Source organism: Flavobacterium sp. 2, assembly GCF_049949195.1.
GTDB lineage: Bacteria > Bacteroidota > Bacteroidia > Flavobacteriales > Flavobacteriaceae > Flavobacterium.
Genome location: NZ_CP188206.1, coordinates 4,542,117 through 4,556,349 on the forward strand (window position 1 = coordinate 4,542,117; position 14,233 = coordinate 4,556,349).

Here is a 14,233-nt window from a genome sequence, read left to right on the forward strand (position 1 = left end):
TGATAAATGTTCTTTAAGCCTCGCCATTTCTGTTGCCGCAGAAATGGCTTTTTTTATTTACAGCAACAACAGCTTTGCATATTTTTCATTTTAGTTTTGTTTTAGTTGTTAATTATTTTCTTTTTAAAATAGGGGTATATTCAAAAAATCATCATAATGCAAAATATGCATCAGCCAGATATTTGTATTTTCAATAAAGGTAATTTGTGGGTGAATTTGAATTTCGTTTTTGACTTACAGAAATGGATCAAATGCCGAATGTATTGCATGATGAATTAGCAACAGAAGCACATATAACAACAATTGTTATAAGTATATTTTTTTTGAAGATTTAAATACGATATGCTCTCGGTTGTTTTCAAAATATAGTTTTTTTGGTTTTCAATAAAAATCTAAACTCTACTAATCCTATAGACAAAGTTAATTTTAATATAATAAAAACCAAAAATTTACAGGATTTTTTTTGAAAAAGTCTTTATATATATTGTTTTATGATCTAAAAACAGGTGTTAATTCATTGATAATCAATCTTTTAATATTTTATTTTATTTTAAAAAAATGTTAAAAGTTTTTTTATTTCCAATCTAAAATTGTAGTATTTTACATTTAAATTGCTTACTTTTAATGCTTTGTAAAATAAGTTAAAGTATCAAAAACAGCTTAGAAACGTCACAGAACATGTTTTTGTAAAATTTAATCGATAAAACGACAGATTAAGTAATAATTACTTTTAATCGGTTATCTTGTTTATTATTAGTGTTTTAGATGATTTTTTTCTAATTTTAATCTATTCTTATTTTTTGCAGGAAAAACCATTCTTATACTTTCTGTAATATTGATTTATAGGTTAAATATTAAAGTAATAATTCTAACACTATTTTTCTATGGCTGATCTTTCTCAATCTCATCGCATTCTGTTTTTTAATACGTTAGCTTTTATAATTTGTTTTGCCTGTTGGACGCTAAACGGAGTTTTGGTAACTTTTCTAAATGATCGTGGTATTTTTGAATGGAGTGTCGTCGAGATTGGATGGCTGCTTGGAATTCCAATTTTAACAGGTTCTGTTATGCGTTTGCCAATGGGAATTCTCACAGATAAATTTGGTGGTAAACCTGTTTATTCTTGTTTATTGATTTTAAGTTCGATTCCGTTGTTTCTTTTGCCTTTTGCCTATAATTTTTGGACGTTTGCTATTTTGAGTTTTTTGTTTGGAATGGTAGGGACCAGTTTTGCAATTGGAGTAGGATATACTTCAGTTTATTATCCAAAAGAATGGCAGGGAAGGGCTTTAGGAATCTTCGGAATGGGAAATTCCGGTGCGGCCTTAACCACTTTTTTAGCGCCGACTTTATTGACAAAATTTTCAGAAAGTGATCCTGAAAATGGTTGGAAATGGCTTCCTGTTATCTACGCAAGTGTTCTCCTTACAATGGGAATTGTTTTTCTGATTTTTACAAAAAACAAAAAAATTGAAGCCGCTCCAAAAACAGTAAGTCAGGTTTTTCAGCCACTTAAGAGTGTGAGAGTTTGGCGTTTTGGATTGTATTATTTTCTTGTTTTTGGTTCGTTTGTAACTTTTTCACAATGGCTGCTTCCTAATTTCTTAAACGTATATCACACAACTTTAGTTATGGGCGGAATTTTCGCTGCCATATTTAGTTTGCCATCTGGAGTAATCAGAGCTTATGGAGGGTTTTTGTCTGATCGTTTTGGCGCCAGAAAAGTAATGTATTGGGTTTTGAGTTCGTCAGTTGTTTTAAGTTTTCTATTGATGTTTCCAAAAATGAATATTACAACTTCAGGTTCAGGTATTACCGCCGCAAAAGCAGGAACCGTTACTGAAGTTGCGAAAGATAAAATTGTTATTGGAGATAAAACATATCCTATTACACAAGAAGATAAAAATGCCAAACACAGCAAATTTTTACCTTCAAAAACATCGTGGCAGGAAGTTGTAGTAAAACAAAATCAGGAAGTTCAAAAGAAAGATTTATTGGCAGAAGGAATTACTCAAATTCATTTTGAAGCCAATATGTGGATTTATTTGGTTTTAGTTATTCTGATTGGTTCTGCTTGGGGAATTGGTTCTGCAGCAGTTTACAAACATATTCCGGATTATTTTCCAAATGAAGTTGGAGTTGTTGGCGGAATGGTTGGAATGCTCGGCGGTTTAGGCGGATTTGTTGGCCCAATTATCTTCGGTTATCTTTTAAGTACAACTGGTTTCTGGACAAGTTCATGGATGTTCATTTTGGCAGTTTCACTTATTTGCTTAATCTGGATGCATCGCGTTGTAGTGAAATTGATGAAAGAGAAATCACCAGAGTACGCTAAAGATATGGACAGAAAACATTAAAGTTCGTTTAAAATTAAACATAAAAAAAAGCCTTTTTCTTAAAATCGAAAAGGCTTTTTTTGTACTATTATTTTTGTTATTTAGGATGTTTTAAAATAAGATAGAATTATCTTTTATATGATATATGTCATATTAAATGCGCATCTCAGGCTATAATTTTGCTTGTATAATTGAGGAGAATTACTCAATTATATTCAAGTAATCTAGATAGTTTATGAGTAATTTATCCCAATCTCACCGAATTTTATTTCTTAATACACTTGCTTTTACAGTGTGTTTTGCCTGCTGGACTTTAAATGGCGTTTTGATCACTTTTTTGGCCGATAAAGGAATATTCAATTTTACAGTTGTTGAAATCGGATGGCTTTTAGGAATTCCTATTCTTTCAGGCTCAATTTTCAGACTTCCAATCGGGATTTTAACAGATAAATACGGTGGTAAAATTATTTTTTCTGTTTTGCTTCTGCTTTGCTCTATTCCACTTTTCTTAATGCCTTTTGCAGATTCGTTTTGGAGCTTTGCAATTCTGAGTTTTTTCTTCGGATTAGTTGGAACCAGTTTTGCTGTCGGAATCGGATACACTTCAATTTGGTATCCAAAAGAATGGCAGGGAAGAGCCTTAGGAATCTTCGGAATGGGAAATGCCGGTGCTGCCATCACCACTTTTATTGCACCTACATTATTAAATAATTTATCTGAAAATAATCCACTTAACGGCTGGAAAATGCTTCCAGTTATATATGCATCTATACTTGTAATTATCGGAATTCTTTTTATTGTTTTCGCTAAAAATAAAACGAATCCGGGTGTTTCAAAAACAATGGGAGAGCTTATGTCTCCACTCAAAAAAGCCAGAGTATGGCGCTTTGGAACCTATTACTTTTTAGTTTTCGGATTTTTTGTAGCCTATTCGCAGTGGCTTCTTCCAAACTTTATGAATGTCTACAATACTACTTTAGTAATGGGCGGAATGTTTGCTACAATGTTCAGTCTTCCGTCAGGAGTTATTAGAGCTTTTGGAGGTTATCTCTCAGATAAATTTGGAGCCAGAAAAGTGATGTATTGGGTTTTAGGTTCTTCAATCGTAATCAGCTTTTTATTGATGTTTCCAAAAATGGAAATCTTTACCGCAGGACCCGGAGTTATGTCTTTAAGTAACGGAACGGTAACAGAAATTTCGGCAGATAAAATAATTGTCAACGGAAAAACACATCAAATCAACAATAAAAAAGATCTCGAAATAAATAGCGAATCTGCTGTTTTTCCTGTAAAAAAATCTTGGCAGGAAATCATTGTACAACAAAATCAGGAAGTAAAAAAGAAAGAATTATTAGCAAAAGGAATTACCCAAATCAACTTCAGCGCCAATCTTTGGGTGTATGTGGTTTTGGTAACGCTGATAGGAATTTCATGGGGAATTGGTAAAGCGGCTGTTTACAAACATATTCCGGAATATTTTCCAAATGAAGTTGGAGTTGTGGGTGGAATGGTTGGTTTGATTGGCGGTTTAGGAGGTTTTTTAGGTCCAATAATCTTTGGCTATCTCCTCAATTATACTGGACTCTGGACAAGCTCATGGATATTCATATTTCTGGTTTCTGTTCTTTGTTTGGTATGGATGCACAGAACAATCATAAATGCGATGCGAAGTAAATCGCCCGATTTTACAAGAGAAATAGAAGACAATCATTAAAAATTAAATTAAAATAGAAATGAAAATTTGGTTAGACAAATGGAACCCCGAAGATGAAGCGTATTGGAATGCTGGCGGAAGTAAAATTGCATGGAGAACTTTAACAATTACAACAATTACATTAGTGTTATCATTTGCCTCTTGGTTTATGATGAGCGTTATAGCGGTAAAATTACCCGGATTAGGGTTTAATTTTTCTAAAGATCAGCTTTTTTGGTTAACTGCAATTCCTGGATTAGCTGCCGGATTATTGCGAATTATTCACACATTTCTGCTCCCAATTTTCGGAACGCGACATATTATTTCTTTGGCGACAGCAATTAAATTAATTCCCGTAATCGGAATTGGTTTTGCAATTATGAATGTAAATACGCCTTTCTGGGTTTTTGCAGTTTTGGCTTTTACAACTGGTTTTGGCGGTGGAGATTTTTCTTCTTATATGCCAAGTACAAGTTTATTTTTTCCTCAGAGATTAAAAGGAACTGCATTAGGAATTCAGGCAGGAATTGGAAATTTTGGTGTTTCAATAGCACAATTTGTTACGCCATTGATAATTAGTGTTGGAATTTTTGGAGTTTCAACTGTTTTTACAAGTATCGATCCGAAGGAAACATTAACTGTTTTTAAAAATTCATCAATAGAAAAACAGAAAGAAGTTTTTGCTGCACTTGATTCAGAAGTACAAACAAAAATTCTTTCTAACGTAAAGAAAAATATTGTTGATTCTGTGAGTATGGCAGTGAATTCTCATGATAATGTAGTTGTTTTTGCTTCGCTTCCTGTTAAGGCAAAAGCAAAAGCGATCGCAAATGCAAATCCAAAATTGGCTGAGAAAATAATAAACAACATTAACGCCGAAAATACAGCGGTAAAAAACAAACCAATTTATTTGCAATCTGCAGCATTTTGGTATGCACCTTTTCTAATAATTATGGCATTTGTAAGTTGGTTTTATTTAAGAAGTATTCCAATGAAAGCTTCAGTAAAAGAGCAATTGGATATTTTCTCAAACAAACATACATGGTATTGCACAATTACTTACGTAATGACTTTCGGAACTTTTGCAGGATTGTCAGCTGCTTTTCCATTAATGATTAAATTTTTATATGGAGATTTTCCAAATGCGCCAGATCCTTTAGTATATGCTTTTTATGGACCGTTAATAGGTTCTGCCAGCCGAATTGCTTTTGGATTTGTTGCCGATAAAGTTGGAGGTGCCGTATTAACAACTATAACAGGTTTAGGAATTTTGGCTGGAGCAGTAATTTTAGTAACTCAGGGATTAGTTGCACCAACAAGTATGGATCAGTTTCCGCTTTTTGTGACTGTAATATTAGCAATGTTCTTTTTTACCGGAATTGGAAATGCCGGTACTTTTAGACAATATCCAATCATTTTTAAAGAAAATCCGCGTCAGGCAGCCGGAGTTATTGGTTGGACTGCTGCAATAGCTGCATTTGGACCTTTTATCTTTTCTAAATTAATTGGCAATAATATTTCTGCTAATGGTACTGTAAATCAATTCTTTATTAGTGTTTCTTTTTTCACTATATTAGCTACAGGTATCAATTGGTGGTTTTACAATCGTAAGAATTGCGAGAAACCAAGTTAAAGAAGTAATCATTAAAATAAAAATTAAGGATGAAAAATAAAACGTTTAATACCAAAGCTTTACTTGTTGCTTCACTGGTTTCAATACTTACTATTGTATTGGTGTTCTACGGCTCAAGACAATTACAAAATTTTGATGCTGCATTAGTTACTTATTTATTCGGAACTGTATTTGCATTCTTCGGAATCGTTTATCGATACACAGTTTGGCTACAAAGACCTCCAACTTGGATGTACTTTAAAAGAAGTCTTAAATTTCTTTTTACTGGAAAAGTGTTTTCGCATTTATGGTTTTTAGGAAAAGAATCGGTACAGAATATTTTAGTTCAAAGATTTATTTATCCGAGAAGCAAATGGCGCTGGTTTGCGCATTTTTGCATTGCTATAGGATGTTTATCTGCTTTTGCAATTACAATTCCGCTTACATTTGGATGGATTCACTTTACATTGGCGCCAAATTCCATTTCAATTTACGAAGCACATTTCTTCGGATTCAAAATGATGGATTTTCAAATAAATTCATTTTTGGCTTTCTTAATATTTCATGCGTTAAATTGGTCTTCATGGCTTGTAATTATTGGATCTGTTTATTATTTAAGAAGAAGATTAACCAATCCGGGATTAATTGCAACCCAAACTTTTGAAGGCGATTTGTTGCCACTTATTTTATTAATAGCGATTTCAGTTACAGGATTGTGTTTGACTTATTCGTATCAATTCATGAAAGGTTTTGCTTATGATTTCCTTGCTGTAATTCATTGTGTAACAGTAATTATGTTTTTGCTTTGGATTCCCTTTGGAAAATTCTTTCACATCATTCAGCGTCCGGCACAAATTGGAGCACATATTTACAAACAAGAAGGAATCAAAAAAGGAATGGCGGTTTGTCCGCATACAGGTGAAGAATTTGCAACACAGCTTCATATTGACGATTTAAAAATTGTAACCAAACAATTAGGTTTTGATTTTGCTCACGAAGATGGAACTTCTCATCTTGATTTAAGCCCAGAAGGAAAAAGATCACGCTTAGCACAAGCACATTTAAAAGCCAGATTAGAAGGCGGAAATTTATTTGGATAAAAATAAGTTTCAGGTTCAAAGTTTCAGGTTTCAAGTTCCATACAGAACGTGAAACTTGAAACATTAAACAAAACAAACAAAAATTAGACATGGCAAAACTACCAGTATCAATAGAGAAAATAATAGATGACTTTGGACCACATTTAAACTACGCTCCAGTAGATGGTTATAATGGAAGAGACGAACCGGATGACACTGTAAAAACACACTGTTGTTTCTGCGGAATGCAATGCGGAATTCAGTTATTAGTGAAAGAAAATAAAGTAGTAGGTTTTGAGCCTTGGATGGAATTCCCTTTTAATGAAGGTCGTTTGTGTCCAAAAGGCGTTCAGCGTTATTTACAAAATAATCACCCCGATCGACTTTTGCATCCAATACAAAGAGTAGAAGGAAAAGGTTTTGAGAAAGTTTCCTGGGATGATGCGATGGATAAAACGGTTTCTGAAATAAAAAGAATTCAGGAAAAATACGGAAAACATGCATTCTCAATGTTATCCGGAGTTTCATTGACAAATGAAAAAAGTTATTTAGTTGGAAAATTTGCCCGAGTAGCTTTAAAAACAAGAAATCTGGATTATAACGGCAGACTTTGCATGGTAAGCGCCGGAGCTGGAAATAAAAAGGCATTTGGTTTAGATCGTGCTTCAAACAATTATTCTGATTTAGAATATGCTGAAGTTATTATTGTGACTGGAGCAAACATCAGTGAGACTTTTCCAACCTTGACGCATTGGATTTGGAAAGCCAGAGATCGCGGAGCAAAATTAATTGTAATTGACCCAAGGATGATTCCGCTGGCAAGAACTGCCGATATTCACTTAGATGTAAAGCCCGGAACAGATTCGGCTTTATATGGCGCAATGTTGAAATATTTGGTTGATCATGATATGCTCGATCATGATTTTATTGATAATTATACTTCAGGATTTCAGGAAACGATCGACGCTGTAAAAGAGTATACTTTAGAATGGGCAGAGGAAGTTACCGGAATTGACAAAGAAAAAATAAAAGCAGCCGCCGAATTATGGGGAAAAGCAAAAACAAGCTTTTTATTACACGCACGCGGTATTGAACATCATTCAAAAGGCGTTGATAATGTTTTAGGTTGTATTAATCTCGTTTTAGCAACCGGAAGAATTGGAAGACCTTATTGCGGTTACGGAACCATTACCGGACAAGGAAATGGTCAAGGCGGAAGAGAACACGGACATAAATGTGATCAATTGCCAGGAAACAGAGATATTGAAAATCCCGAACACAGAAAATACATTTCAGAAGTTTGGGGCATCGACGAAAAAGATTTACCCGGAAAAGGACTTACGGCTTATGAAATCATTGAAGCCATTCACAGAGACGAAATCAAAGGATTAATTTCGATCTGTTTTAATCCGTTAGTTTCGCTTCCAAACAATAATTATGTACGTTCTGCTCTTGAAAAATTAGAGTTTTACGTTTGTATCGATTTCTTTTTAAATGAAACAGCCCGTCATGCCGATATTGTTTTGGCAGGATCTTTACAGGAAGAAGAAGAAGGAACGACAACTTCTGCAGAAGGAAGAGTAATTAGAATCAGACAAGCCGTTACGCCTCCGGGAGAAGCCAGAACCGATACTTCAATTTTACTTGAAATTGCGAAAAGATTAGGCGAAGAAGATAAATTCACTTATGAAAATAGTGAAGAAATTTTCAACGAATTGCGTGTCGCTTCAAAAGGCGGAACGGCAGATTATTTTGGAATTACATATAAAAAAGTCGAAGATAATATGGGTGTTTTCTGGCCATGTCCAACAGAAGATCATCCGGGAACACCAAGACTTTGGGAAGATAGAAAATTTAAAACTCCAGACGGAAAAGCGCATTTTAATCCTGCACCATATAAACTTCCGGGAGAAGTTACAGATGAAGAATATCCAATAACATTGACAACAGGACGCGTTGTTTCGCAATATTTAAGCGGAACACAAACCCGCAGAATAGGAAAATTAGTAGATCAGTTTCCGGAACCAATGGTAGAAATCCATCCGGAAATGGCCGCACATTATAATATCAAACAGCGTGAACTAGTCAGAGTAGTTACAAGGAGAGGCGAAGGAATTTTTCCCGCCAATATTGTTGAAACAATTAGAAAAGATACTGTTTTTATTCCGTATCACTGGCCGGGACATAAATCAGCAAATCAATTAACACCGGGAACTTTAGATCCAATTTCTAAAATTCCGGAGTTTAAAGTGTGTGCCTGTCAATTATTTCCGCAAGGAACAATTGCCCCGCCAGCGAAAGAATCTCAAGCGTATGCAAGTGTTTAATCTATAAAAATGAAATTGTATGAATTTAACGAATTTTAATACCAGCGAAGAATTTTTTGTAGACATGCAGCGCTGCATTGGCTGCAAAGCCTGCGAAATGGCTTGCGCCGAATGTGAGACAAACGGCCAGCAGACATTAATAAGTGTGAATTACGTAGATCGTGCTTCAACAATCCAGACAACAGTTCAGGTTTGTATGCATTGCGAAGATCCGGTTTGTGCTAATGTTTGTCCGGCAGATGCAATTTCACAGGATGAATTTGGCGTTGTGCATACAGCAAGTACAGAAAGATGTATTGGGTGTTCGAACTGCGTTATGGCGTGTCCTTTTGGAGTGCCCAAAAAAGTCGAAGAATATGATTTGATGATGAAATGCACGATGTGTTATGACAGAACAAGCGTGGGTAAAAAACCAATGTGTGCAACAGTTTGTCCGAGCGGCGCATTGTTTTATGGTACAAGAGAACAAATAGAAGAAATGAGACCAAATAGTTCGCCAGTCAATAATTTTATTTTCGGAAACGAAAAAGTGACAACAAAGGTCAATATTATGATGCCGAAAGGCAGTACAGAATTACGAATTTATTAAATGACAAGTCATGTCTAAAGAAGATAATTTAAATGAAAACTGGAAAAAAGATTTTCCAATAAAAAAACAAGAATCAACTCAAGTTAGCCGACGCGATTTTGCTAAATTCCTAACTTTTGTTTCCGGCGGATTAATGGTAGGAACAGGGTTTGTTACTGCAAAAGCACTTTTTTTACCAAAAGAAGAAGTACAAGGCGAACATTTTATCTGCAATAAAGAAGATGTTCCCGTTGGAGGAACAAGAGGCTTTGTATTAGAAGGCAGTACAATTCCGTATATTTTGATTCATCTTGAAAGCGGAGAATTTAGAGCTTATGAGCAAAAATGTACGCATCTTTCTTGCTCTGTTTTTTATAAACCCGGAACCGGAATTATACATTGTCCGTGTCACGAAGGATCTTTTGATGCGATGACCGGAGATGTAATTGCTGGTCCACCACCGAGAGCTTTACCGCAATTAGAAGTGTTTTTTAAAGAAAATGCTGTTTTTGTAAAAGCATTGATCGAGAAAAAAGAAAGCTAATTTAAATTTTGAATCATGAGTACTTTTAGAAGAAGCCAAAACCGTGCAAACCCTAATAAACTGAATAATATACTTTCGACACTTATTTTTATTTTGATTTTAAATGTCAGCATTCAAATTTGGCTTTTGTATGCTTCTTTGAATAATGCATTAGATAATAACAAAGAAATTTTACTTCCTGCTTTTATCGCTTCAGCCATCTTGTTTTTAATTGGTTTTGCTTGGCTTTATTATCTTCCTAAAGGAAATTTTAGGAATAAATAAAATGAAATTCTTAATTTCAAAAAGCTATTTTGGTTTTTTATGAATCTATTTGCTTTAAATGCGCTAAATTTATATTTTTTAAGATATTAAGATATTTAATGATTTTAACTAAGTAAAAGTACTTATATTTGTAATAAGTATTTTTTGCTTTTAAATATACACCAAGAATGATTAAAGTTGAAGAAGCCATAGCGATTATTGAAGCAAATAGTACTAAAATGCCAACCAAACATATTTCAGTAAGTAAAGCTTTAGGATATGTTTTAGCAGAAAAAGTGATTTCGCCAATCAATATGCCTCCATTTCGCCAATCAGCGATGGATGGATATGCTTTTACACACAGTATTCGACATCAATATGACGTTGTTGGGGTTTCGCAAGCTGGAGATCATTCGAACATAAAATTAAAATCAACCGAAGCGATTAGAATATTTACCGGCGCTTTTGTTCCAGACAGTGCAGACACAGTTGTAATGCAGGAGCATGTAATGGCAAACAGCGATTCAATTTTGATTGCTGAAATGCCTCAAAAATTATCAAATGTGCGCCCAAAAGGAGAACAGATTGCTAAGGATGAGGTTGTTTTTGAAGCCAATACTTTGATTACACCTGCAGCAATTGGTTTTTTAGCATGCTTAGGAATCACAGAAGTTGAGGTTTATAAGAAACCGAAAGTTGCGATTTTAGTGACTGGAAACGAATTAGTACAGCCAGGAAAGAAATTAAAAAAAGGTAAAATTTACGAAAGTAATTCGGTTATGCTTGAAGCGGGACTTCAAACAATCGGAATTGAAAAAACGAAAGTTTACAGAGTAAAAGACAATCTGAAAGCGACAAAAAAAGCGCTAAAAAGCATTTTAAATAAATACGATATTGTTCTTATTTCAGGCGGTATTTCAGTTGGGGATTATGATTTTGTAAAAGAAGCATTATTGCAAAACGACGTAAAAGAGCTTTTCTATAAAATCAATCAGAAACCCGGAAAGCCAATGTTCTTTGGCTCTAAAAATGAAGCTTTAGTTTTTGCCCTTCCGGGAAATCCGGCTTCGTCACTGACTAATTTTTACATTTATGTCGCACCGGCAGTAAAAAACAGAATAGGGTTTTCGGAAATTCATAAGCCGAAAGTAGTTCGAAAATTAAATTCAGAAATTAAGAACAACACAGGAAAAACGTTGTTTTTAAAAGCAAAATACGACGAAACAAGCGTAACAGTTTTAGACGGACAAAGCTCAGCAATGCTAAATACATTTGCAGTAGCAAACAGTTTATTGATCGTTCCGGAAGATATTGAAAATTACAAAAAAGGTCAGTTAGTAACATTATTGCCAATTGACTAAATTTTAGATTTTAAGAAAATAGAATAAAGAGTAAAGAAAATAGATTTTTAAGAAAGATGCTGAAAACCGCTGTATAAATAAAAACATATAGCAGAAACCGATTAAACAGTTAACCAAATAAACGATTAAACAAAAAATGAACCTATTAAGTTCCGAAAACATATTATTCTTCAGTTTTGCCTTAATTATAATTGCATTTTTATATTCAAGTGTTGGGCACGGTGGAGCATCGGGGTATTTAGCATTGATGAGCATTTTTGCTTTTCCGATTTCGGTGATGAAACCATCGGCTTTGCTGTTGAATTTATTTGTTTCGAGTATTTCGTTCTTATTTTATTATCGAAATAATTATTTCAAGCCAAAGCTTTTTTACCCGTTTGCGATTGCCTCAATTCCGGCGGCTTTTATTGGCGGTTTTATAACTTTAGACAATGCGATTTATAAAATTGTTTTGGGAATCGTACTAGTTTTCGCAGCATTAAGATTGTTCGGAATCTTTAATTTTAAAGAGAAAGAAGAAGTAAAAATCAATCTTCCGTTTGCATTATTAATAGGTTTTGCAATTGGTTTATTATCAGGAATGCTTGGAATTGGTGGAGGAATAATTTTGAGTCCGATTTTATTGTTTTTAGGATGGGCTTCAGTAAAAGAATCGGCAGCGGTTTCGAGTCTATTCATTTTTGTGAATTCATTTGCGGGAATGTTGGGATTCTTTTTAGCAGGAAAAGCGATTCCGATGGAAAGTTTTTATTTGGTGCCAATTGCAGTAGTGGGAGGAATGTTAGGCGGATTTTACGGAAGCGGAAAATTCTCGAATAGAACTTTAAAAATGGTTTTAGGAACAGTTATTTTAATGGCAAGTGTTAAGTTGATTTTTCCTTAAAAAAGAGAAAATTGAGGTAATTAGACATTTAGATAATTAGATAATGAATCTAAAACCACGAAAAACATAATGATATTATTATAACAAAAGTGCGAAAACACAAAGTACACAAAGCTTTGTATTGATTTAACTTTGAGAACTTTGTGTTTTTAAGCGAACAAATGAATAAAAAACTAATTCCAACCTGAAACTTAAAACCTGAAACAAAAAAATAAAGATGGAAACACTAACAGTATTTATTCTTTGCGGAGGAAAAAGTTCCAGAATGCAGTCTGAAAAAGGATTAGTACTGTTTCAGGAAAAACCATTTATTGAGCATATCATTCAGGCGATTTTGCCTATTACAAATAATATAAAACTGATTACGGCTTCAAAAGAATATGATTATTTGCAGTATGAAAAGATACCCGATTTAATTGCAGATAAAGGCCCGTTGGGCGGAATTTACACGGCATTATCTCATTCTGAAACTGAATTTAATTTGATTTTAAGCTGCGATATTCCATTGATTTCAACCAAATTATTACAGGAACTAATTTCAAAGCATAATACTGAAGCCGAAATTACGGTTTTTGCTTCAGAAAGCAGATTACATCCGTTAATCGGAATTTATTCTAAAAAAATATTGCCTGTTATCAAAGGCGCAATTGATAACGACGATTTGAAAATGATGAATTTGTTTGCTAATATTCCGCATCAAATCATCAATATTGAAGAAAGTGAAAACTTTCCTCTGACTAATATTAATTCGGCTGACGAATTAAATGATCTGAATATCAATTTAAGCTAAAAGATTATGCAAAGTTTTAAAACCCCAAAATTGACGATCGCAGGCGCAGGTCCGGGTGACGTTGAATTGATTACATTAAAAGCAATTAAAGCTTTAGAAAGCGCCGATGTAGTTTTGTATGATGCCTTAGTAAATGAAGAATTACTAGAATACGCATCAAATGCAGAAATTGTTTTTGTTGGAAAACGTTTAGGCTGCCATGCTTACACGCAAGATCAGATTAATGATTTAATTGTCTCAATGGCTAATGTTCATGGACACGTGGTACGTTTAAAAGGCGGTGATTCTTTTGTTTTTGGAAGAGGAAGCGAAGAGATTGATTATGCCGTAAAATTTGGTTTGGAAACAGCTGTTGTTCCAGGAATTTCGTCTGCTTTGGGCGTTCCGGCTTCGGCGGGAATTAGTCTGACTCAGCGTAAAATTGCGGAAAGTTTTTGGGTAATTACAGGAACAACCTCTAATCATGAATTATCAAAAGATGTTCATTTGGCTGCAAAATCGGCGGCGACGGTGGTTATTTTGATGGGAATGCATAAGTTAGACGAAATCATTTCGATTTATCAGGAAAACAGAAATGACGATCTTCCAATTGCAATTATTCAAAACGGAACGAAAAATTCTGAGCAAAAAGTAATCGGAACTATAAGTACAATTACTAAATTGGTATCCGAAAAAAATATTTCATCACCAGCCATTATTGTAATTGGCGAAGTAGTGAAAAATACATCAAAACTGACTGAATATTTTCAGGAACATTTTGATGATGAATTCATTTTTCAAAATTTAAATTTATAAAA

Annotated in this window: 12 protein-coding genes; all 12 read left to right on the top strand. The window is 34.1% G+C overall.

The window, feature by feature from the left end:
* The first annotated feature begins 884 nt into the window (after positions 1–884).
* The 12 genes from ACNFIH_RS19790 to cobA all read left to right on the top strand — a co-directional run bounded on the left by ACNFIH_RS19790 (position 885) and on the right by cobA (position 14,231).
* Positions 885–2,357, top strand: coding sequence for an MFS transporter (locus tag ACNFIH_RS19790; protein ID WP_426484459.1), 1,473 nt, complete (start codon positions 885–887; stop codon positions 2,355–2,357).
* Positions 2,358–2,571: 214 nt separating this feature from the next.
* On the top strand, positions 2,572–4,050 hold the full coding sequence (locus ACNFIH_RS19795) for an MFS transporter (RefSeq protein ID WP_426484460.1): 1,479 nt from the start codon (positions 2,572–2,574) through the stop codon (positions 4,048–4,050).
* Positions 4,051–4,069: 19 nt separating this feature from the next.
* Complete coding sequence (locus ACNFIH_RS19800; protein ID WP_426484461.1) at positions 4,070–5,662, top strand: magnesium transporter MgtE N-terminal domain-containing protein; 1,593 nt, start codon at positions 4,070–4,072, stop codon at positions 5,660–5,662.
* Between the two features lie 29 nt (positions 5,663–5,691).
* Positions 5,692–6,741: an MFS transporter gene (locus ACNFIH_RS19805; RefSeq protein ID WP_426484462.1), complete on the top strand. Its 1,050-nt coding sequence runs from the start codon at positions 5,692–5,694 to the stop codon at positions 6,739–6,741.
* An 89-nt stretch (positions 6,742–6,830) separates the two neighbouring features.
* Positions 6,831–9,047: a molybdopterin oxidoreductase family protein gene (locus ACNFIH_RS19810; RefSeq protein ID WP_426484463.1), complete on the top strand. Its 2,217-nt coding sequence runs from the start codon at positions 6,831–6,833 to the stop codon at positions 9,045–9,047.
* Positions 9,048–9,066: 19 nt separating this feature from the next.
* The gene (locus tag ACNFIH_RS19815) at positions 9,067–9,636 is read left to right on the top strand and encodes a 4Fe-4S dicluster domain-containing protein (protein WP_133524364.1); all 570 of its coding nucleotides are present in this window, start codon (positions 9,067–9,069) and stop codon (positions 9,634–9,636) included.
* 10 nt (positions 9,637–9,646) lie between these two features.
* Entirely contained in the window at positions 9,647–10,159 is a 513-nt protein-coding gene (locus ACNFIH_RS19820; protein WP_426484464.1) for a ubiquinol-cytochrome c reductase iron-sulfur subunit, read from the top strand.
* Positions 10,160–10,174: 15 nt separating this feature from the next.
* Positions 10,175–10,423 carry a DUF6755 family protein gene (locus ACNFIH_RS19825; RefSeq protein ID WP_133524362.1) on the top strand — a complete coding sequence of 83 codons (249 nt, stop codon included), beginning with the start codon at positions 10,175–10,177 and terminating at the stop codon, positions 10,421–10,423.
* A gap of 167 nt (positions 10,424–10,590) precedes the next feature.
* Positions 10,591–11,763 (top strand): gephyrin-like molybdotransferase Glp, encoded by a 1,173-nt coding sequence (gene glp / locus ACNFIH_RS19830; RefSeq protein WP_426484465.1) that lies wholly within the window; start codon positions 10,591–10,593, stop codon positions 11,761–11,763.
* Positions 11,764–11,899: 136 nt separating this feature from the next.
* Positions 11,900–12,646, top strand: a complete 747-nt coding sequence (locus ACNFIH_RS19835) for a sulfite exporter TauE/SafE family protein (RefSeq protein ID WP_426484466.1) — start codon at positions 11,900–11,902, stop codon at positions 12,644–12,646.
* Between the two features lie 217 nt (positions 12,647–12,863).
* Entirely contained in the window at positions 12,864–13,436 is a 573-nt protein-coding gene (locus ACNFIH_RS19840; RefSeq protein ID WP_426484467.1) for a molybdenum cofactor guanylyltransferase, read from the top strand.
* A gap of 6 nt (positions 13,437–13,442) precedes the next feature.
* Entirely contained in the window at positions 13,443–14,231 is a 789-nt protein-coding gene (gene cobA, locus ACNFIH_RS19845; protein WP_426484468.1) for a uroporphyrinogen-III C-methyltransferase, read from the top strand.
* The last annotated feature ends 2 nt before the right edge of the window (positions 14,232–14,233 follow it).

What these genes read in the sequence shown, in the direction of transcription:
- ACNFIH_RS19805 (WP_426484462.1), top strand. Translation starts at nt 5,692, where the DNA reads ATGAAAAATAAAACGTTTAATACCAAAGCTTTACTTGTTGCTTCACTG.
- ACNFIH_RS19790 (WP_426484459.1), top strand. Translation starts at nt 885, where the DNA reads ATGGCTGATCTTTCTCAATCTCATCGCATTCTGTTTTTTAATACGTTA.
- glp (WP_426484465.1), top strand. Translation starts at nt 10,591, where the DNA reads ATGATTAAAGTTGAAGAAGCCATAGCGATTATTGAAGCAAATAGTACT.
- ACNFIH_RS19840 (WP_426484467.1), top strand. Translation starts at nt 12,864, where the DNA reads ATGGAAACACTAACAGTATTTATTCTTTGCGGAGGAAAAAGTTCCAGA.
- ACNFIH_RS19810 (WP_426484463.1), top strand. Translation starts at nt 6,831, where the DNA reads ATGGCAAAACTACCAGTATCAATAGAGAAAATAATAGATGACTTTGGA.
- ACNFIH_RS19815 (WP_133524364.1), top strand. Translation starts at nt 9,067, where the DNA reads ATGAATTTAACGAATTTTAATACCAGCGAAGAATTTTTTGTAGACATG.
- ACNFIH_RS19795 (WP_426484460.1), top strand. Translation starts at nt 2,572, where the DNA reads ATGAGTAATTTATCCCAATCTCACCGAATTTTATTTCTTAATACACTT.
- cobA (WP_426484468.1), top strand. Translation starts at nt 13,443, where the DNA reads ATGCAAAGTTTTAAAACCCCAAAATTGACGATCGCAGGCGCAGGTCCG.
- ACNFIH_RS19800 (WP_426484461.1), top strand. Translation starts at nt 4,070, where the DNA reads ATGAAAATTTGGTTAGACAAATGGAACCCCGAAGATGAAGCGTATTGG.
- ACNFIH_RS19825 (WP_133524362.1), top strand. Translation starts at nt 10,175, where the DNA reads ATGAGTACTTTTAGAAGAAGCCAAAACCGTGCAAACCCTAATAAACTG.
- ACNFIH_RS19835 (WP_426484466.1), top strand. Translation starts at nt 11,900, where the DNA reads ATGAACCTATTAAGTTCCGAAAACATATTATTCTTCAGTTTTGCCTTA.
- ACNFIH_RS19820 (WP_426484464.1), top strand. Translation starts at nt 9,647, where the DNA reads ATGTCTAAAGAAGATAATTTAAATGAAAACTGGAAAAAAGATTTTCCA.